The organism is Aeromonas sanarellii (assembly GCF_000820085.1).
Lineage (GTDB): Bacteria > Pseudomonadota > Gammaproteobacteria > Enterobacterales > Aeromonadaceae > Aeromonas > Aeromonas sanarellii.
The window spans coordinates 19,444-39,693 of record NZ_CDBN01000053.1 but is presented as its reverse complement, the minus strand read 5'-3'; the positions used below and the strand labels follow the sequence as shown (position 1 = coordinate 39,693).

17 protein-coding genes are annotated in these 20,250 nt (G+C 66.8%); 11 read left to right on the top strand and 6 right to left on the bottom strand.

Features of this window, described 5'->3' with window-relative positions:
* Positions 1–100: 100 nt before the first annotated feature.
* Both dbpA and BN1132_RS11065 read left to right on the top strand, forming a co-directional pair.
* The gene (gene dbpA / locus BN1132_RS11070; protein ID WP_042077574.1) at positions 101–1,480 is read left to right on the top strand and encodes an ATP-dependent RNA helicase DbpA; all 1,380 of its coding nucleotides are present in this window, start codon (positions 101–103) and stop codon (positions 1,478–1,480) included.
* Between the two features lie 72 nt (positions 1,481–1,552).
* Positions 1,553–1,840 (top strand): YkgJ family cysteine cluster protein, encoded by a 288-nt coding sequence (locus BN1132_RS11065; protein WP_042077573.1) that lies wholly within the window; start codon positions 1,553–1,555, stop codon positions 1,838–1,840.
* Positions 1,841–1,879: 39 nt separating this feature from the next.
* On the opposite strand, the gene BN1132_RS11060 is transcribed toward BN1132_RS11065, so the two are convergent.
* Positions 1,880–2,275, bottom strand: coding sequence for a hypothetical protein (locus tag BN1132_RS11060; protein ID WP_042077572.1), 396 nt, complete (start codon positions 2,273–2,275; stop codon positions 1,880–1,882).
* Between the two features lie 275 nt (positions 2,276–2,550).
* On the opposite strand from BN1132_RS11060, the gene BN1132_RS11055 reads away from it, so the two are divergent.
* The gene (locus tag BN1132_RS11055) at positions 2,551–3,948 is read left to right on the top strand and encodes a PepSY-associated TM helix domain-containing protein (RefSeq protein WP_042077571.1); all 1,398 of its coding nucleotides are present in this window, start codon (positions 2,551–2,553) and stop codon (positions 3,946–3,948) included.
* 66 nt (positions 3,949–4,014) lie between these two features.
* Here the strand turns inward: BN1132_RS11055 and BN1132_RS11050 are convergent, their stop codons facing one another.
* From BN1132_RS11050 to BN1132_RS11030, 5 genes are all read right to left on the bottom strand, one after another.
* Positions 4,015–4,233, bottom strand: coding sequence for a DUF6500 family protein (locus tag BN1132_RS11050; protein WP_042077569.1), 219 nt, complete (start codon positions 4,231–4,233; stop codon positions 4,015–4,017).
* A 13-nt stretch (positions 4,234–4,246) separates the two neighbouring features.
* Complete coding sequence (locus tag BN1132_RS11045) at positions 4,247–5,260, bottom strand: CobW family GTP-binding protein (protein ID WP_042077567.1); 1,014 nt, start codon at positions 5,258–5,260, stop codon at positions 4,247–4,249.
* 111 nt (positions 5,261–5,371) lie between these two features.
* Entirely contained in the window at positions 5,372–5,569 is a 198-nt protein-coding gene (locus BN1132_RS11040) for a YbdD/YjiX family protein (RefSeq protein WP_025325546.1), read from the bottom strand.
* Positions 5,570–5,628: 59 nt separating this feature from the next.
* Positions 5,629–7,752: a pyruvate/proton symporter CstA gene (cstA, locus tag BN1132_RS11035; RefSeq protein ID WP_042077563.1), complete on the bottom strand. Its 2,124-nt coding sequence runs from the start codon at positions 7,750–7,752 to the stop codon at positions 5,629–5,631.
* Between the two features lie 242 nt (positions 7,753–7,994).
* Complete coding sequence (locus BN1132_RS11030; RefSeq protein ID WP_042077561.1) at positions 7,995–8,900, bottom strand: 1,4-dihydroxy-2-naphthoate polyprenyltransferase; 906 nt, start codon at positions 8,898–8,900, stop codon at positions 7,995–7,997.
* A gap of 209 nt (positions 8,901–9,109) precedes the next feature.
* Here BN1132_RS11030 and BN1132_RS11025 point away from each other — a divergent pair, with 209 nt between their 5' ends.
* The 8 genes from BN1132_RS11025 to BN1132_RS10990 all read left to right on the top strand — a co-directional run bounded on the left by BN1132_RS11025 (position 9,110) and on the right by BN1132_RS10990 (position 20,204).
* Positions 9,110–10,441, top strand: coding sequence for an isochorismate synthase (locus tag BN1132_RS11025; RefSeq protein WP_042077560.1), 1,332 nt, complete (start codon positions 9,110–9,112; stop codon positions 10,439–10,441).
* Between the two features lie 34 nt (positions 10,442–10,475).
* Positions 10,476–12,209 carry a 2-succinyl-5-enolpyruvyl-6-hydroxy-3-cyclohexene-1-carboxylic-acid synthase gene (gene menD, locus BN1132_RS11020; RefSeq protein ID WP_042077559.1) on the top strand — a complete coding sequence of 578 codons (1,734 nt, stop codon included), beginning with the start codon at positions 10,476–10,478 and terminating at the stop codon, positions 12,207–12,209.
* The gene (gene menH, locus BN1132_RS11015; RefSeq protein ID WP_042077558.1) at positions 12,199–12,960 is read left to right on the top strand and encodes a 2-succinyl-6-hydroxy-2,4-cyclohexadiene-1-carboxylate synthase; all 762 of its coding nucleotides are present in this window, start codon (positions 12,199–12,201) and stop codon (positions 12,958–12,960) included. Before menD ends, menH begins: the two co-directional genes overlap by 11 nt.
* On the top strand, positions 12,953–13,813 hold the full coding sequence (gene menB / locus BN1132_RS11010; RefSeq protein WP_042077557.1) for a 1,4-dihydroxy-2-naphthoyl-CoA synthase: 861 nt from the start codon (positions 12,953–12,955) through the stop codon (positions 13,811–13,813). Before menH ends, menB begins: the two co-directional genes overlap by 8 nt.
* Positions 13,813–14,742: an o-succinylbenzoate synthase gene (menC, locus tag BN1132_RS11005; protein ID WP_042077555.1), complete on the top strand. Its 930-nt coding sequence runs from the start codon at positions 13,813–13,815 to the stop codon at positions 14,740–14,742. Before menB ends, menC begins: the two co-directional genes overlap by 1 nt.
* The gene (menE, locus tag BN1132_RS11000; RefSeq protein WP_244462933.1) at positions 14,735–16,153 is read left to right on the top strand and encodes an o-succinylbenzoate--CoA ligase; all 1,419 of its coding nucleotides are present in this window, start codon (positions 14,735–14,737) and stop codon (positions 16,151–16,153) included. The genes menC and menE overlap by 8 nt, the downstream gene beginning before the upstream one ends.
* Positions 16,154–16,330: 177 nt before the next feature.
* Positions 16,331–19,075 carry a collagenase gene (locus BN1132_RS10995; protein ID WP_042077552.1) on the top strand — a complete coding sequence of 915 codons (2,745 nt, stop codon included), beginning with the start codon at positions 16,331–16,333 and terminating at the stop codon, positions 19,073–19,075.
* Positions 19,076–19,241: 166 nt separating this feature from the next.
* A complete protein-coding gene (locus BN1132_RS10990; protein WP_042077550.1) occupies positions 19,242–20,204 on the top strand; it encodes a SanA/YdcF family protein in 963 nt (320 codons plus the stop codon).
* Positions 20,205–20,250: the final 46 nt, after the last annotated feature.

Here is a 20,250-nt window from a genome sequence, read left to right as displayed (position 1 = left end):
CACTGTCGCTCAAATTTGCGCCACATCCGGCGGGGGATTCTGGTACAATGCGCGCCCCTGCGCCCGGCGCAGCCCGTTTTCTCCGATATAGAGTCCTTTTGTGAACAACAGCGAATTTAGCAGCCTCACCCTCTCCCCCGCCCTGCAAGAGAACCTCGTCAGCCTGGGCTATCTGCAGATGACCCCGATCCAGGCCCAGAGCCTGCCCCTGGTACTCGATGGCAAAGACTTGATCGCCAAGGCAAAAACCGGCAGCGGCAAGACAGCCGCCTTCGGCCTCGGCCTGCTCTCCCGCCTCGACGTCAACCGGCTCGAGGTACAGGCCCTGGTGCTCTGCCCGACCCGCGAACTGGCGGATCAGGTGGCCACCGAGATCCGCCGCCTCGCCCGCACCCTGCCCAACGTCAAGCTGGTGACCCTGTGCGGCGGCACCCCGACCGCCCCGCAATCGGCCACCCTAGGCTTCGGTGCCCACATCGCCGTCGGCACCCCGGGCCGGATCCTCAAGCACCTGGAGCAGGGTACCCTGGATCTGGATGGCCTCCAGACCCTGGTGCTGGACGAGGCGGACCGCATGCTGGACATGGGCTTTGGCGAGGACATCAACCGTGTCATCAGCTATGCCCCGCACGAGCGTCAGACCCTGCTCTTCTCCGCCACCTATCCGGAGGGGATCGCCCGGATGAGCCGCGGCGTGCAGCGCAACCCGGTCGAGGTGAGCGTGGAGTCGCTCCATGAAGAGAGCGCCATCGCGCAGACGCTGTACGAAGTGCCGGCCGGCCAACGCCTGGACGCGCTCACCTGGCTGCTGAGCCACTATCAGCCGGGCTCCTGCGTGGTGTTCTGCAACACCAAGCGCGCCTGCAACGAGGTGGCCGACCATCTGGCCGCCAAGGGCTTCTCGGCGCTGGCGCTGAACGGCGATCTGGAGCAGCGGGAGCGGGATCAGGTGCTGGTGCGCTTCGCCAACGGCAGCGCCACCATACTGGTGGCCACCGACGTGGCCGCCCGCGGGCTCGACATCAAGGAGCTGGGCGCCGTCATCAACTACGAGCTGACCTACGACCCGGAAGTGCATGTGCACCGCATCGGCCGCACCGGTCGCGCCGGTCAGCAGGGCCTGGCCCTGAGCCTCTACCAGCCCAACGAGGCCCAGCGCGTCAACTTTATCGAGGAGTACCAGAAAGCGCCGATGCCGCTTGGCGATCTCGACGGGATAGGCCGCGAGATCAAGCCGATCGCGCCGCAGATGGTGACCCTCTCCATCGACGCGGGCCGCAAGAGCAAGGTGCGCGCCGGCGACATCCTGGGCGCCCTGACCGGCGAAGGCGGCATTGCCGGGGCCGACGTCGGCAAGATCCAGATCGCCGAGCAGTACTCCTACGTCGCGGTCAGACAGGGCGCGGCCAAGGCGGCGCTCAAGCGACTGCAGGAAGGCAAGATCAAGGGGCGCAGCTACCGTGCCCGCAAACTGGGCTAAGGTTCAGACCACAGGCGCCGCACCGGCGCCTGTTTCCTATTCTTCCGTGCCCATGACGGCGAGGCAGGTGCCATGACCCGGACAACTCCCGAAGTAAGCTGCCAGAACTGCGAGGCGTGCTGCTGCCGCCTCGAGGTGATGCTGTTTACCGATACTGGCGTGCCGGACCGCTATGTCGAAGAGCGGGAAGGCGAGGTGCCGGTGATGCACCGGCTGGAAGATGGCTGGTGCGCGGCGCTCGACCGGAACACCATGATGTGCCGCATCTACGAGGTACGCCCGCTGATCTGCCGCGAATTCGAGATGGGTGAGCCCGACTGTCTCGACGAGCGGGACAAGTGGTTTATCACGTTGAGTTAATCCGCTGAAGGGGCTCGTTCGCCACTCCATTGATGTCGTTCAGACAAGCTCGGCCAGCTGCTGTTCCAGCCAGAGCAGCGCCTCGTCAGTCTGCTCGAAGTAGCGGATCCCCTGAAACGGCAACTCGTGAAAGACCCGATCCGCCAGATAGCGCTTGAACCCGCCCGTCACCACCACCGCCAGAAAGGCACAGCCGTGGGTGGCACACCAGCCAAACTGGCGGCGAAAGCGCGCCAGCACCTCGGGCCCGGCCGCCTCGAACTCGGTCGCCACCTCGACTATGCCCCAGGGCGCGGCATGCAGGCTGGCGATCTGCTGGCTGAACTGCGCCTCATAGGCCATGGCCCCCGCCAGATTGAAGGGGCCGCTCGGACGGCAGATCAGCACCTGCCCCCGTCGCTGCATCTCGAAATGGCCGTGTGGTTTCAACGTCACGCCAGTCTCCTTCCTTGGATCCTTCCCGACTTCACCCAGAGGGTGGCATGTTGCAACAAGGTAAGGATTTATCTGCTGAAAGTCCATTTTGGCGGCGGCAGTCCCGCGCTCTCGACCACGCCCGCCCGGCCACAATCCCCCATGTGTTTCGCCTTTCTGCCCCCCGGCGACGCCCGTGCCATGTTCTGTTGCAGTTAACAAAACGTTGCTGCTATCATCCGCGCCGACAAACCTTCCACTAACTGCAATGTTTGCCCTTGCCGCAAGGATCCGAGATGAAAACCCGAGATGCGAACCACTACCAGAGGATCTGGCGCTGGCACTTCTATGCCGGGCTCTTCGTCGCCCCCTTTCTGATCCTGCTCTCCCTCACCGGCATGGTGTATCTGTTCAAGCCCCAGCTCGACAATCTGATGTACCCCGAGCTGATGAAGGTGGCCCCCAGCACTCAGACCCGGAGCGCAGACCAGTTGCTGGCCAAGGCGATGATGGCCATGCCGGACGCCAGCCTGAGCAAGTACCTGCCCCCCGCGGCCCCGGATCAGAGCGCCCAGTTTATCGTCCGCCAGCAGGGTCATGAGTTGACCCTGTTCATGGATCCCGCCAGCGGCGCCCTGCTCGGCACCCAGGATAACCAGTGGAACCTGCAGGCGGTGGCGCGGGCCCTGCACGCCGATCTGCTGATCGGCACCACGGGGGATCGCCTGATAGAGCTGGCCGCCGGCTGGGGAATAGTGTTGCTCGTCAGCGGCCTCTATCTCTGGTGGCCGCGCAAGGGTCCTGGGGTGGGCGGCATCCTCTGGCCCAGGGCGAACCAGAAGGGACGCCTCTGGTGGCGCGATCTGCACGCCGTGGTCGGCTTCTGGGGGGCGGGCTTCCTGTTGCTGCTGCTCTTGAGCGGCATGACCTGGACCGGCTTCTGGGGGGATCAGTTCGCCAACCTCTGGAACCGCTTCCCCGCGGCCATGTGGAACGAGGTGCCCAAATCCGCCCCCCTGACCCGCAGCCTCAACCATGCCCATGAGCAGACCGTGCCCTGGGGGGCAGAGACCCTGCCCATGCCGAGCTCCCAACCCAAGCCCGAGAGCCACGACCACGGCGCCATGAACCATGGCGGCGGCCACGAGGGCATGGTGATGGCCAGCCACCGCATCCCGCTGCAGCAGGTGGTGGAGATCGCCAGGGAGCGCCGGGTCACCCCGGGCTACAGCATCACACCGCCGACCGGCGAGCACGGAGTTTACACCATCGCTGTCTTTGCCGACGATCCCCGCAACGACGCCACCCTGCACATCGACCAGTACAGCGGCAAGGTGCTGGCGGACGTGCGCTGGCAGGATTACGGCCCGGTCGCCAAGACGGTGGAGACCGGCGTCATGCTGCACATGGGCAAGATGTATGGCTGGCCTCACCAGCTCGTCATGCTCCTCATCTGCCTGATGATCCTGGCAAGCTCGGCAAGCGGGCTCTGGATCTGGTGGCGCCGCCGCCCGACAGGCCGACTCGCCGCGCCCCCCCGGCCCGCCAGTCTGCCCCCCATGCGCGGTGCCATCGCCGTGCTGGTGCTGCTCGGAGCCGCCTTCCCCCTGGTCGGTGCCTCCATGGTGGTCATCTGGTTGCTGGACACCCTGATCTTCTCCCGCCGCTCGAGGGAACTGGCGCAGGCCGAGTGAGGCCAGACGCCGGGACTGACGAAGGAAGGGCTTCTTGTCAGAAGCCCTTCCTGTCTCATCGCACCGTCATTCCATGCTCTCAACCAGCCTGATTATCTTCCTCGCCTTCTCGAAGTGGTCTAGTCGATGGGTCTGGATCCACCAGGTCGCGGCCTCCATCAGCAGATCGGGATCATCATTCCTGTTGGCGAAAAACGCATAGAAGGAGACGCCGACCTCCTCCCCCTTCTGCGCGATTTTCTTCTGGCAAACCTGGATCATCTTCTCTCTCAGCGATGCGCGCATCGGCGGCTCTCCCTCACTCCTGTGTCTGCAGAAAGTCTGCCCGCAGCACCTCGACGGGCAGGTAGCGGCCGATGATCACCAGACGCGACCGGGGCGTCTCATCCCCCCAGGGGGAGCCGTAATCGAACCCCGCCACCCTGTGCACCCCCTGCACGATCAGGCGGCGCGGCTCACCCGCGATGGCCAGCACCCCCTTGTAGCGCAGCATGTCGTTGCCGTGCCGCTCGATGCAGGATTCCATGAAGGCGCCTATCTTCTTCAAGTCCAGCTCGCCCCCCTCGAACAGCTGGGCCGAGATGGCGTCGTGCCAGGAGCGGGGACGGGCCGAGAGGGGACCAAATGCCTCCAGGCCCAGGTCGCCACCGCGCACTATCCTGATGCCCTGGCTCAGGCTCAGCTCGTCGCTCAGGGTGAAGGCATCGAGATCCAGCCAGAGCGCGGCCGGGCACTCCCCCCGCACTATGTCGAGGATCTGGGCCCTGGCATTGATCTTGTGGATCCGGGCGATGGCGGCTTCCCGCGTCGTCTCGTCCACCCTGTCGGTCTTGGTGAGCAGGATGCGGTCGGCGAAGCCGAGCTGGGCCGCCGCCACCGGATGCTCGTCCAGCTGACGGTCGATATGTTCACAGTCGGCCAGGGTGATGACGGCATCCAGGCGCAGGACATCCCGCAGCGCCTCTTCAACGAAGAAGGTCTGAATGATGGGGGCGGGATCGGCGAGCCCCGTGGTCTCGACGATCAGTCGCTCGAACTGCAACTCCCCCGTCGCCCGCCGGGCCAGCAGACCCCTCAGGGCAGCGCCGAACTCCCCGCGCACGCTGCAGCAGACGCAGCCGTTGCTGAGCTCCACCACGCTGACCCCGGCGCCTCCCTCCAGCAGGGAGCCGTCGATATTGGCGGCGCCAAACTCGTTCTCGAGAATGGCCACCGAGGCGTCGCCATGGTGGCGCAGGAAGTGGTTGAGCAGGGTGGTCTTGCCGGCGCCGAGAAAACCGGTCAGCAGAGTGACCGCTACAGCTTGTGTCATGTTGGAAATCCTGTGAGATGGGGATCGTATCTCTCGCCAAAACCGAGAAAACCGTTCAATAAAGAGTGACCGCTACAGCCTGTGTCATGTTGGAGTCCTGTGATGTGAAACCTAGCAGCAACGCCCGCCATTCTTGCCGCCATAGCGGGCATCCTGGCGTTCGCGAAAGAACTCGTCGTGGCTCATGGGGGTCTGCTCTGGATGAGTCAACCGCATGTGCTGCACATAGTTGTCGTAATCGGGCACGCCCACCATGAGTCTGGCGGTCTGTCCCAGATACTTGCCCGCCTTGGCCAGGGTATCGAACATGCTTGCTCCTCGTTCGCCGTCGATGAGGGGCCGACACCCCGGGGTGCCGGCCTGCTGACTTACTTCAGGCTGGGGGCCAGATCGCCGTCGTCATCAGAGTCGGGCTGAGCCGCCTTGCCCGCCGGCATCGGCTGATAAGGGGTTTCGTTCGCGGTCGGCTGCGGATTTTGCAGCGCCTTGAGGGCCGTCTTCAGGGAGAAGAAGGCGAGCACCACCACCACCCCCATGAAGAAGATGGTCAGCCCCGCATCCAGCCGGTTGTTGAACACCAGCTGGGCCAGCTGGGACTCGGTGTACTGGGCCGGGATGGTGCCGCTGTCGATCATGGCCTGGAACTTGTTCGCGATGGCCAGGAAGCCGAGCTTGGGATTGTCGCTGAAGGTCTTCTCCCAGCCCGCCGACAGGGTGCAGATGAGCAGCCAGCTGGTGGGCAGCAGGGCCACCCAGGCGTAGGCCTGACGCTTCATCTTGAACAGCACCACGGCACACAGCATCAGCGCCATGCCCGCCAGCATCTGGTTCGCGATGCCGAACAGCGGCCACAGGGTGTTGATGCCGCCGAGGGGGTCCACCACCCCCTGATGGAGGAAGTAGCCCCAGGCCAGCACGCACAGGGCGGTGGCGAGCAGGTTGGCCGGCAGGGAATCGGTGCGTTTCAGGGACGGGGAGATGACCCCCATCAGATCCTGCAGCATGAAGCGCGCGGCCCGGGTGCCGGCGTCCACCGCCGTGAGGATGAAGAGCGCCTCGAACAGGATGGCGAAGTGGTACCAGAAGGCGACGTTCATCAGGCCGCCGAGGGCGCCGTGCAGTATGTAGGCCATGCCCACCGCCAGGGTCGGGGCGCCGCCGGCACGGGAGATGATGCTCTGCTCGCCCACCTCGCCGGCGATGCGGGTCAGGGTCTCCGGGGTGATCTGGAAGCCCCAGCCGCTCACCACGGCGGCGGCGGAGGCCACCACGTCGGCGGTGCCCGCCGGCGCCAGCACCGCCAGGGGGCTGTTCATGGCGAAGTAGACGCCCGGATCGATGACGCAGGCGGAGACCAGGGCCATGATGGCGACGAAGGACTCCATCAGCATGCCGCCGTAGCCGATGAAGCAGGCCTGGTTCTCGTTGGCCAGCATCTTGGGGGTGGTGCCGGAGGAGATGAGCGCGTGGAAGCCGGAGACGGCGCCACAGGCGATGGTGATGAACAGGAAGGGGAAGAGATCCCCGGCCCAGACCGGACCCGTGCCGTCCACGAACTGGGTCAGCGCCGGCATCTGCAGGGTCGGCTGGGTCACCAGAATGCCGATGGCCAGGCCGACTATGGTGCCGATCTTGAGGAAGGTGGAGAGGTAGTCCCGTGGCGCCAGCAGCAGCCAGACCGGCAGCACGGAGGCGACGAAGCCATAGCCCACCAGCATCCAGGTCAGCTGCACCCCGTCGAAATCGAAGTAGGGCGCCCAGGTCTCGCTCTCGGCCACCCAGCCGCCGGAGACGATGGCGAAGACGAGGCACACCAGGCCGATGATGGAGACCTCGCCGATGCGGCCCGGCCTCAGGTAGCGGGTGTAGATCCCCATGAAGATGGCGAGCGGTATGGTGAAGGCGACCGTGTAGGTGCCCCAGGGGCTGTGGGTGAGCGCCTTGACCACTATCATCGCCAGCACCGCCAGGATGATCACCATGATCATGAAGGTGGCCACCAGGGCGATGACCCCGGCGACGGGGCCCATCTCCGACTTGATCAGCTCGCCGAGGGAGCGACCGTCGCGGCGGGTGGAGACGAACAGCACCATGAAGTCCTGCACCGCCCCCGCCAGCACCACCCCCGCCAGCAGCCAGAGCATGCCGGGCAGATAGCCCATCTGGGCCGCCAGCACGGGGCCCACCAGGGGGCCGGCACCGGCGATGGCGGCGAAGTGGTGGCCGAACAGCACCTTCTTGTCGGTCGGCACATAGTCCAGGCCGTCGTTGTGGCGCACCGCCGGGGTCATGCGGCTGCCGTCCACCGCCAGCACCCGGCTGGCGATGTAGAGGCCGTAGTAGCGATAGGCGATCAGATAGACGCACACCGCCGCCACCACTATCCAGAGCGCGTTGATCTGTTCACCCCGGTTGAGGGCGATGTAACCGAGGGAGCCGGCGCCCAGCAGCGCCAGCAGCCCCCATCCCAGGTGTTTCCCTAACTTGTCCATAAGTGTGTCCCTGCCGTCGATTTTTACATGTGCAACCAAGTACGGTTACATCTCTATAGCAATCAGGCAGGCGCCACAATCGGAGCCCGTCACAACTCGGAAGCCTGCCCCGGGAATTTCTCAATATTGCCGGACGGATCACGGCCCTGTGGGGAGAGGCGACATGGATGGGATTGAATTGGCAGGAAAAACTGGCGATGGCCCCACAAAAAAGGCCCCTTGCGGGGCCCTTCAGGCAGCCCTCAGGAGAGGGCGAGGCCGATGGAGAGCAGCAGGCTGTAGAGGAAGGCGCTGATGGCGGTCTTCTTGAGGGCGCCGGTCAACACCTCCCCATCGAAGCTCTGGCGCAGGGTGTGGGCGGCATCGGCGAGGGGCTTCATGGCGGGCAGGAAGATCCAGGGCCAGAGGCTCGCAGGCTGGGTCAGCAGAAAGGCGACGGTGGCCAGCAGCGCCGCCCCCAGCAGCCCCCAGTGATAGGCGATGGCGCGGTTGCGGCCGAGCCGCACCGCCAGGGTGATCTTGCCGCTGGCGGCGTCCGTCTCGATGTCGCGCACGTTGTTGATGTTGAGCACGGCGGTCGCCAACAGGCCGCAGGCAGTGGCGGGCAGCAGCAGATCCCACTGCAGGGTGTGGGTGAACAGGTAGTAGGAGCCGAGCACCCCCAGCAGGCCGAAGAACAGGAACACCGAGATATCCCCGAAGCCGCGATAACCGTATGGAGTCTTACCCACCGTGTAGGTGATGGCCGCGACGATGGCGGCGCCTCCCAGCAGGATGAAGGTCAGGATCTGCTGCCACGCCTCCCCGAAGGCGCAGGCCAGCAGGGCGAGCCCGCTCACCACGGCCGCCAGGGCGGTCAGCCCCATGGCCAGGCACATCTGGTGCCTGGTGATGAGGCCGGAAACTACGGCGCGCTGGGGTCCGATCCGCTCCCCGTTGTCGGCGCCGGAGACCGCATCCCCGTAGTCGTTGGCCAGGTTGGAGAGGATCTGCAGCAGGATGGCGGTCAGCAGGGAGAGGCCCATGATGGTGCCGTCGAAGGCCCCCCGGCTGGCTGCCAGCCCCGAGCCCAGCAGGATGGAGGAACACGCCAGGGGCAGAGTTCGCAAACGCGCCGCCAGCAACCAAACAGAGAAGGTATTTGTCATATTGTGATGGCCAAACGATCGGATATTGATCGTGTTAAGGGTTATCGAACCGGATTTCGGTATACTTGGCTCCGCGGGGGCTGGACTCCCTCGGGCAATTTACATGGAAGAATGGGCAGATAATATATAGGAAATCGTCGCCCTTTGGCATCAACCTGCGCCATCCTCCCCCAGAGTGATTGCGACAATCCGGCTCAGACAAGACATCCATGTTGGCTCAGACCCATCTCAAGCAACAACTGGACGCCCTGCGTCACAGCACTGTCAGCGGTTTCGTGCGCTTGCGCGTGGCGGCCAGCGTCGAGGCGTTCCCGGGCTGGCTGGCGGCGCAGGCGATCTACCCCCGGATCTATTGGCGCGCCAGAGGGGCCAGCCGCCCCGAATACGTGGCGCTCGGCGCCATCCACGAGCTGACCCGGCCGGAGGATATCCAGCGGGTCTGCGATCTCGCCGGGGCGGACAGTGAAGACAGCCCCCGCTACTACGGCGGCCTGGCGTTCGACCCCACCCAGCCAGGCTGGGACGGCTTCGGCCCCTGCCGCTTCGTGCTGCCGCGCATCGAGCTGGTGCGCCGGGGGGAGTGCACCAGCCTCTGCCTCAACCTCTGGCTGCCCGCCCGGGAGCAGGAGCGCGAATTCGAAGCCGAGCTGCAGGCCGCCGAGGCGGCGCTCGATGCCCTGCAACCCGAGGCGCCCCTGCCCGCGCTGACCAAACAGCCCTGGCAGCGCCGGGATCTGCCGGGCCCGGCCCAGTGGCAAACCCTGGTGGAGCAGGTGACGGCCCCCGACTTCCAGGCCCACACCCCCAAGGTGGTGCTGTCGCGGGAGAGCCTGCTCGCCGGCGAGGAGAGCGGCTCCCCCCTCTGTCCCTGGTCCCTGCTGACCCAGTGGGCCCGCCATGCCCAGGAGTGTTTCCACTTCGGCTTCCAGTTTTCCCCCGAGCAGAGCTTCATCGCCTGCTCCCCCGAGCGTCTCTATCGCCGGGAGCGGGGCCACCTCTTCACCGAGGCGCTGGCGGGCACCATACGCCGCTCCGGCGACGAGGCGACCGACGCGGCCCTGGCCGCCGAGTTGCTGGCCGACAGCAAGAACCGGCTGGAGAACCGGCTGGTTCACGCGGACATCCTGAGCCGCCTGGCCCCGCTCACCACCCGGACCAGCCTGACCGAGCCGCGCATCCTCAAACTGCGGCTGCTGCAGCACCTCAAGTGCGACATCGAGGCCGAACTCCAGCCCGGTGTGTGCGACTGGCAACTGCTGGCCGCCCTGCACCCCACCCCCGCCGTGGGCGGGGCCCCCCGCGAGGCGGCGCTCGCCTTCATTCGCGAACACGAGCCCCATGAGCGCGGCTGGTATGCCGGCGCCTGCGGCATGCTGAGCCGGGAGACCTCGGAGTTCTCCGTCGCCATTCGCAGCGCCCGCATCACGGCCCGGGGCATCAGCCTGTTTGCCGGCGCCGGCATAGTGGCGGGGTCGCAGCCGGCCGCCGAGTGGGCCGAGCTCGACAACAAGATCGCCAACGTGCTCTCCCTGCTGGGATAGCGTTTCTTCATCGTTTCCTCACTGCGAGAGCCTTATGCCCGCCAGCCAATTGCCTGAGCACCGCGCGTTTGCCAGCCAGCATGCCACCTTCAACCACGTCTGGTCTTCCCTCCTGCTGGAGGAGCTCTATCGGCTCGGCGTGCGGGACATCGCCCTGGCCTCGGGTTCGCGCTCGGCACCGCTCACCATGGCCGCCGCCGCCCACCCGGGCTTTCGCCGTCACCTGCACTTCGACGAGCGCGGCCTCGGCTTCATGGCGCTCGGGCTCGCCAAGGGCAGCGGCCGGCCGGTGGCGGTGATCATGACCTCGGGCACGGCGGTGGCGAACCTCTGGCCCGCGGTGGCCGAGGCCCAGCTCACCGGCGTGCCGCTCATCATCCTCTCCGCCGACCGCCCCCCCGAGCTCATCGACAACGGCGCCAACCAGGCCATCGACCAGCAGGGGATCTTCGGACGCTATCCCGTCCATCAGCAGAACCTGCCGAGCCCCACCCCCAGCATCCCGGCCGCCTTCGTGCTGAGCTCGGTGGATCAGGCCCTGGCCCGCCAGGCGCACACCCCTGGGCCGGTGCACTTCAACTGCATGTACCCCGAACCCCTCTATCCCGGCGAGGCGTACCTGGACTTTGCCGACTACCTGGCCCCCCTCGGCGACTGGCTCCACTCGGGCAAACCCTGGAGCCCCTGGCAGCTGGCCGAGGCCCCCTGCCCCCGCCAGCCGGACTGGGAGGAGCTCCAGGGCAAGCGCGGCATCATCGTCGCAGGGCGCATCCAGGATCCCGCGCAAGGCAGGGCGGTGGCCGAGCTGGCCGAGCGGCTCGGCTGGCCGCTGCTGGCGGACCTGCAGAGCCAGATCCGCTTCGACGGCCGCAACCTGGTGCACGCGGATCTCGCCCTGCAAAACGGCGACTTCGTGGCCGAGCTGGCCCGCGCCGAGGTGCTGCTGCAATTCGGCGCCCGCCTCATCTCCAAACGCCTCGGCCAGTTCATCAAACAGCACCCCTGGCAGGATTACTGGCTGGTGGACCCGCAGCCGGCCCGGCTCGATCCCGACTATCGGCTGCGCCGCCGCCTGGTGTGCACGCCCTCGGCCTTTGCCGCCGCCCACCCTCTGGGCCGGGAGTCACATCCCTGGCACCAGCTGGGCGCGCACCAGCAGGGGATCAGCCAGCAGATCCGTGCCGCCTGCGATCGCTTCTCCGAGCTCGGGATCTGCCACCGTCTGAACCGGCTCATCCAGGGCCAGCTGTTCGTCGGCAACAGCATGCCGGCCCGGCTGATGGACATGCTGGGCGAGGCGGGCACGGGCCCCAACCGGGTGATGACCAACCGCGGCGCCTCCGGCATCGACGGCCTGATCGCCACGGCCTTCGGTTTCTCCCAGTGCAGCGACGAGCCCACCACCCTGCTGCTCGGGGATCTCAGCGCATTGCACGATCTCAACAGCCTGGCCCTGCTCGGCAAGGCGAGCCGCCCTCTGGTGGTGATCCTGCTCAACAACGACGGCGGCAGCATCTTCCGCATGCTGCCGGTGCCGACCCAGGACGCCCTGCTGGAGACCTACTACTGCCTGCCCCACGGCCTGCACTTCGAGCACGCCGCCGCCATGTTCGGCCTCGCCTACCGGGCGCCGACCACCCTAGACGAATTTGAACGAGACTACGCCGCGGCGCTGCAAAGCGGGACAACCCTGATTGAAATCAAGGTCCCGAGCAGTGAAGTCGCCGAGGATCTCAAGGCGCTGGGAGCCGCCATCCGTGGCCTCTGATCCCGTACCTCTGGTGCTGCTGCACGGCCTGCTGGGGGACGCCGAGGACTGGCGGCCCGTCATCCAGGCCCTGGCCGGCATCGAGTGCCACGCCCTGGATCTGCCGGGCCACGGTCGCAACCAGGCTGTGCGGGTGAGTGGCTTCGACGAGGCCCATCGCTGGCTCCGCGACGAGCTGGCCACGCGGGATATCACCCACTACCGGCTGGTGGGTTATTCGCTGGGGGGGCGGCTCGCGCTTCATCACGCCAGCCTGTCACCGACGGGGCTGCAGGCCCTGCTGCTGGAGAACTGCCATCCGGGCCTGCCGGAAGCCGAGCGGGCGGCCCGCCTCGTGCACGACGAGCTGTGGGCCAGCCGTTTCGAGCACGAGCCTCTGACCCGGGTGCTTGCCGACTGGTACCGCCAGGGCGTCTTCGCCGACCTGGACGAGGAGGCCCGCGCCCGCCAGGCCGCCCGCCGCCTTGGCAACGACGGGCAGGCCGTGGCCACCATGCTGCGGGCCACCTCCCTCGGCAGGCAGCCGGATCTCGCCCCCTGGCTCGGGGAGACCCGGCTGCCGGTGCACTGGGTCTCCGGCAACCGGGATCACAAATTCCATGCCCTCGCTTGCCAGTTGGTAAAGCAAGGCTGCAATATCAAACACTTGGCTCTGGATGGCGGGCACAACCTGCACGCCGGCCAGCCCGATACCTTTGCCCGGCTCCTGTGGGAGTGGGTCAACCAACCAGAAGAGAAGATCCATGATTGAAGCAATGACGGAAGCCGAGCTCTATGCCCCTGTCGAGTGGCGCGACTGCTCAGCCGATTACGAAGACATCCTCTATCACAAGTCCCGGGATGGCATTGCCAAGATCACCATCAACCGCCCCCAGGTGCGCAACGCCTTCCGCCCCCGCACCGTGAAAGAGATGCTGCAGGCCCTGGCCGATGCCCGCTACGACGATCAGGTAGGCACCATCATCCTCACCGGCTTCGGCGAGCAGGCGTTCTGCGCCGGCGGCGACCAGAAGATCCGGGGCGACTACGGTGGATACCGCGATGACGAGGGCACCCACCACCTCAACGTGCTGGACTTCCAGCGCGACATCCGCACCTGCCCCAAGCCAGTGGTGGCCATGGTGGCCGGCTACGCGGTCGGTGGCGGCCACGTGCTGCACATGATGTGCGACCTGACCATTGCCGCCGACAACGCCCAGTTCGGCCAGACCGGCCCCAAGGTCGGCTCCTTCGACGGCGGCTGGGGTGCCTCCTACATGGCGCGCATCGTCGGCCAGAAGAAGGCCAGGGAGATCTGGTTCCTGTGCCGTCTGTATGACGCCGAGCAGGCGCTCGACATGGGGCTGGTCAACACCGTCGTGCCGCTGGCGGAGCTGGAACGTGAAACCGTGCGCTGGTGCCGCGAGATGCTGCAGCACAGCCCCATGGCGCTGCGCTGCCTGAAGGCCGCCCTGAACGCCGACTGCGACGGCCAGGCCGGCTTGCAGGAGCTGGCGGGCAATGCCACCATGCTGTTCTACATGACCGAAGAGGGTCAGGAAGGGCGCAACGCGTTCAACGAGAAACGCCGTCCCGACTTCTCCAAATACAAGCGGAATCCCTGATGACACTCGCCCTCTACCGCTACCAACTGCCCTTTACCCAGCCCCTGACCTTTCACGGCCAGGTGCAGGTGGCGCGCGAGGGCCTGCTGGTGCGCATCCATGACGGCTGGGGGGAGATAGCCCCCCTGCCCGGCTTCTCCAGAGAGACCCTGGCCCAGGCCCAGACCGACGCCCTCGACTGCCTGGCGCAGCTGGCCAGGGGCCAGGCCATGACGCCCCGGCTGCCCTCGGTGCAGTTCGGGCTCGACTGTGCCCGCCGGGCCTGGCCGGCCCAGACGGCCCCCCTGCCCGAGCCCTATCCGCTCATCCAGGGCTCTCCCCAGGAGCTGCTCAAGAACTGGAAGCAGTGGCTGCACGAGACCCCGCCCAAGGCCAAGCTGAAGGTGGCCCGCTACCCCATGCGAGACGAGCTGGCGCTGATCCGGTTGCTGCTCGACCGGCGACCCAACCTCAAGCTGGTGCTGGATGCGAACCAGGGCTGGACCCGCGAGGAGGCCTGGGCCTTCTGCGGCCACCTGGATCCGAACCGCATCGAGTACCTTGAAGATCTGTGCGCCGACTTCGAGGACATCGCCTTCGTCGCCAGCCGCACCGGCATGCCGGTGGCGCTGGACGAGCTGCTGGCCCAGGGCAAGACCTGGGAGCCCATCCCCCAGCTGCGCGCCCTGGTGCTCAAGCCCACCCTGCTCGGGTCCCTGGCCCACTGCGAGGCCCTGGTGACACGGGCCCGGGAGCTGAGACTCAAGGTGATCGTCTCCTCCTGCTTCGAGTCCGGTGTCGGTCTCGGCCAGCTCGCCCGCCTCGCGGGGGAGTGGGCGCCGGATCAGGCCCCCGGCCTCGACACCCGCCGCTGGCTGGCCAGGGATCTGCTGGACAAGCAGGGCCAACCCGACCCCAGCCGGATGGAGCCCCTGTTCCACCGTGACTGACCGGAAGAGGCTGTCGCCTGAGCCTCACCCCGTCGAACCCTGCCCGGTACGCCACTGGGCCAGGGTGGCGCCCAGGCGGATCGCCATCCAGGGAGCCACCCCCCTCGACTATCAAGAACTCGATCGACGGCTCAACGGCCTGAGCGAGCAGCTGGCCCGGGCAGGATTGAAGCCGGGCGATCGCCTCGCCGCCGTGGTGCGCGGCGCCCTGGAGGATGTGCTGCTGGCCTGGGCCTGCGTGCGCAGCGGCCTGGTCTTCTGCCCCCTCAACCCCGCCTTTCCCCTGGCGAAACAGGCCGGGCTGGCACGCCAGCTCCGGGTGCAGGCCTGCTGGTCGGCGGGGGAGATCCCGACGGGCGACTGGCAAGCGCTCAGCCTCGACTTCGCCCATGTGCCGGCGACGGACGAAGGCGACTGCACGCTGGATCCTGCCCGACTCAGCAACATGATCCTCACCTCGGGCTCCAGCGGCACGCCCAAGGCGGTGGTACACCGGCTGGCGAACCATCTGGCCTCCGCCCGGGGCTCCGCCACCCTGATCCCCCTGGACGAGACCTGCGGCTGGCTGCTCTCCCTGCCGCTGTTTCACGTCGGCGGCTACGCCATCCTGTTCCGGGTCTTCCTGGCGGGGGCCGCCCTGGTGCTGGACGATCGCAGCCAGCCGCTCAAGGCGCGGCTGGAGCGCCAGCCCATCACCCACCTCTCCCTGGTGCCGACCCAGCTCTGGCGGCTGCTGGCGGCGGGGTTCGAGCCATCGCGCACCCGGGTGCGCGAACTGCTGCTCGGCGGCGCCGCCATCCCGACCCCCCTGGTGAGCCGGCTGACCGCCATGGGGCTGGTGCCCAAGGTGAGCTATGGCCTCTCGGAGATGGGCAGCCAGGTCTGTACCGGCCAGCCCTGCGCCGCCGGCGTGGTGGGCCGTCCGCTGCCGGGGCGGGAGATCTGCATCCGCCAGGGGGAGATCTGCGTGCGCGGCGACACCCTGTTTGCAGGCTATTTCCAGGAGGGCGAGCTGGTGCGACCGCTGGACGAGGCGGGCTGGTTCCACACCCGGGACAAGGGGCACCTCACCGCCGAGGGCGAGCTGGTGGTGGAGGGCCGGCTCGACAACCTCTTCATTTCGGGGGGCGAGAACATCCAGCCCGAGGCCATAGAGCAACGGCTGGTGGACCACCCCGCCGTGGCCCAGGCCCTGGTGGTGCCGGTGCCGAGCGAGGAGTGGGGGCAGAGGCCCGCCGCCTTTATCGACTGGCACGGCGAACCTGTTCCTCCTGCCGAGCTCGCCGCCTGGATCAGGCTGTCGTTACCCGGCTTTATGGTGCCGGATCGCTGGCTGCCCTGGCCGGATCTCGGCGGCAACCTCAAACCCTCCCGCACCCTGCTCGCCCGGCGCCTGCGGCAAGACGACTGACGCCGCCCCCCATATGGGGCTGAGCCCTTGCTATCAACACAGCCCCTTTTGGGGCTGTTTTTGTGCTGTTTGCTCCCGAACGCAGGATTCTGCCTCGCCATCTGGCACATTGATATTCTTTTGGAGCCCAATACCCTGTCTGGTCCCCACGCCCATCCATCCACCAAAGGGATCACGATGAACCACCTCTCTACCCGGCTGCTGCTCCTGGCAGCCCCCTGCCTGCTCGCCACCTCGGCGCAGGCCAACTACTCCTCCGACTGGCAACAGTACCAACTCAAGGGGGAATCCAGCCGCCAGCTGGGAGACCGTCTCACCGAAGTGACCTACGAGCTGAGCGCCCGCAGCGGCGATGCCCCCTATCAGCAGCTGAGGGTGTATCGCCGCTTCGACTGGCGCGATGCCAACCTGGCCGTACTGGCAGAGCGGCAGTGCGGCGAGCCCCAGCTCAGGATCGAGCAGGGCTGGCAGATCCGCTACCTCAGCTGTGAGGAGGTGGTGCCGGCCCGCAAGGCCGTCCCGGCCAGCAGCTACGACTATGGCTACGGCATGAGGCAGGGCCGCTGGGAGCCGCTGGCAGGCACCCCGACCGCGCCGCGTCAGGATCGCCTGCCGCTGGCGGAGCAGGTCATTCTGGGTCATAGCGAGCAGGAGCTGGATCGCTGCGAGCTCAACGCCGAAGGGCGCTGCGCCGAGCAGGCATGGCAGTACCAGCCGCAAAACTGGCAGCAGTTGAAGGTGCTGGAAGAGACCCCCAATGAACGGGATGGCCGCCTCGAGCAGATCTTCTTCCGCCTGCAGCCCATCGCGGGCAGCCAGGCCGCCCGTCAGGTGAGCGAGCTGCACGTCTGGCGCCAGTACACCTGGTTGCTGGACGAGATCAAGACCCAGCAGGAGTGCGATGAACCCCAGACCCGTCAGGAAGGGGACAAGACCATCAGCTACCGGGTGTGCCGTCAGACCCTGCCCGCCGGCAGCGAAGTGCAGGTGGTCTTGAAGGACACCGGCTATCAATACCCGGTGGGGGGCAGCGAATGGCAGACCCTGCCGGAGACAACCGAGTGGCAGGAGAGCCGGGTGCTCAATCGCCCCATGGTGCTGGTCAGCAAGGAAGAGCAGCTCGACTGTCGCCGTGCCGACGGCCGCGCCTGCTCCGAGCCGGAGCTGCCGGGCACCGAGCTGCTGGACGCCGAAGCAGCCAGGATAGTGCAGGATGCCAGTGGCCAGCCCGCGCCGGTCTGGCAGGAGAACTATGGTCACGATGACACCAAGCTGCTGGCCGCGTCCCGCGGCATCCAGAGCCTGCTGGCGGCCAATCAGCCGGCCCATCCGGCCATGAAGCTGCTGCTGGAATACGTGCGTGCCCACAACTACCACAACTACGGCAAGCACAAGGAAGACGGCCCGGCTGCCGCCGAGGCGCTGGCCGAGGCATTGACGGCGCTCGGCGCCCATCCGCTGCTCTTCCCGGAGCAGGCCAGCGACGAGGTTGGTGCCGTCATGGGTGCCTGGAGCATCGCCCTGCACGGCCAGTTCAAGAGCCCGGCAGTGCAGAGCCGCTTTGGCACCCTGCTCGGCGAGTTCAACCAGATGCTGGCCTACAGCACCCGCCATGCCAGCGAGATCAACGGCCGGCACCCCTGGGCGACCGGCCTGTTCGATCTGCTCAACTTCCTCGACTTCGCCAGCGACTACAGCGACCCCTTCGCCAACGACTTCCGCCAGCAGGATGGCGAGCTGCGCAAGCAGCTGCACGCCCTCGGCATGAGCGAGCTCGCGCTGTGGCAAGGAAGGGATGGCAAGGATCTGTTCCTGCTCAACAACGTGCTGGATGCCTACACCCGCCTCTACCGGGTCGCCCGCTATACCCGCCCGGACGAGCTCGACGGCTACCGCAAACTGCTGGATGACTCCGTCATCGCACTGGTTCGCCACCACGACCTGATCCCCGGCGGTCAGCAGAGCCAGGATCTGCTGGAAGACATGTCGCTGACCCTCTCCACCTACTACCTGACCTACACGGACCGCACCGGCGAAGCCTGCATCAGCGGTGACTTTGCCGGCCTCTGCACCCCTGTCCGGGTGGAGGACGTGCTGCCGTTCGAGCACACCTGCTCGCCGACCCTGCGCCTGCGGGCCCAGGATCTGACCCTGGATCAGGCCGAGGGGATCTGCCGTGAACTGGGTGCCGAAGAGCAGCAGTTCCATCAACAGATGGAAACCGGCTGGCAGCCGGTGGCGGACGATCACAACGAGGCGCTGGAACTGGTGGTCTTCGACTCCTCCGCCGACTGGAAACGCTACGGCAGTGCCCTGTTCGGCGGCGTCTCCACCGACAACGGCGGCATCTACATCGAAGGGGATCCGGCTCGCCCCGGCAACCAGGCCCGCTTCTTCGCCTACGAGGCGGAGTGGAAGCGCCCCGCCTTCCAGGTGTGGAACCTGCGCCACGAGTACGTGCACTACCTGGACGGCCGCTTCAACCAGTACGGCAGCTTCGGCCACTACCCCCTCAACCGCACCACCTGGTGGTCGGAAGGGCTGGCAGAGTTCATCGCCCACGGCCAGTGCTTCGCCCGCGGTCTGGACAACGTCGCCGGCCGTCCTGCCAGCGATCGTCCGGCTCTGGCCGACATCCTGCACCTGGATTACGACAAGGGCGGCGAGATGGTCTACTCCTGGTCCTACACGGTGCACCGCTTCCTCAGCGAGACCGGTCGCGGCGCCAGCTGGCTGGCCATGGCCCGGGCCCTGCGAGGCCCGGATCAGCAGCAGGCGATGAGCGCCTTCGAAGCCGAGCTGGATGCGCTGATCGCAAGCGACAGCGAGGCCTACCAGCAGTGGCTCGGCCGCGAACTGCTGCCCTGGTGGGAGGCCAACAAGGACTCTGACGAGTGCAAGGCCAACGACTCTGCCCACTGAGGGCGAGACGGGGATGACAAGGGGCGGCCATGACCGCCCCTTCTTATGAATGATGTTAATCGGCTCAGGATCAAGCAGTTAGCCGACCTCTCCCTGCGACAACCTCTGCCCGTGTGACACCCTGGGCGGTCATCAAGCCTGACGCGCGGCGGCAACTTGTAATAGAATGACCCCCTGTCTTCTCTTACTTCAGACCCGAACCGCACCGCGCATGAAGAAGTTTGCCAAGATCCTGCTCGCCTGCCTCTGCCTGTTGCTGGCCTCCGCCGCCGCCCTGCTTGGCTACAGCGAGTGGACCGTCTCGGACGCCCGTCACTACACCTATGACGACGTCAACGCGGTGCCCTACAACCGGGTCGCCCTGGTGCTCGGCACCTCCAAATACCTGATCGGGGGCAGCCCGAACCACTACTTCAAATACCGGATCAAGGCCGCCGCCGAGCTCTACAACAACGGCAAGGTGGACTACATCCTGGTCTCAGGCGACAACGCCACCGTGCAGTACAACGAGCCGCGCCAGATGCGGCGGGCGCTGATCCAGGCCGGCATCCCGGCCAGCGCCATCTACAGCGACTACGCCGGCTTTCGCACCCTGGACTCCATCGTGCGGGCCAAGGAGGTGTTCGGCCAGGCCCGCTTCACCGTGGTCTCCCAGGCCTTTCACAACGAGCGCGCCATCTTCATCGCCCGCCACTTCGGCATAGAGGCCATCGGCTTCAACGCCCTGGATCCCAGCGCCTATCAGGGCATCCGTACCCGGGTGCGCGAGGTGTTCGCCCGCCTGATGGGGCTGCTCGACCTCTACGTGCTGGACAAGGGGCCCAAGTTCCTCGGCGAGCCCATCGTCATCGGCGCTCCCGCCCCCTGCCAGGTCTTGAGCACCATAGGAACGGGTCGGCCCTGCCTGCCCATTGTCGCCCCCAAGACGCCGGCCCAGCCGCCGACAGCCGGCACCGCACCAACGGCCAGCGCGGCAACCTCGACCGTCAGCGGGGCGGCAGCAACCAGCAGTGCCTTGGCCACCAGCGCAGCCTTGCCGAGCGAGACCACGCCCGTGGACACCCCGGCTGCCGCCAGTGCGGCGACGCCAACCAGCAGCGCCCCGGCCACCCGGGCGCAAGCACACTGACCCTCAATAGCAGAGACCCGCCAACTGGCGGGTCTCTTTCATTGGG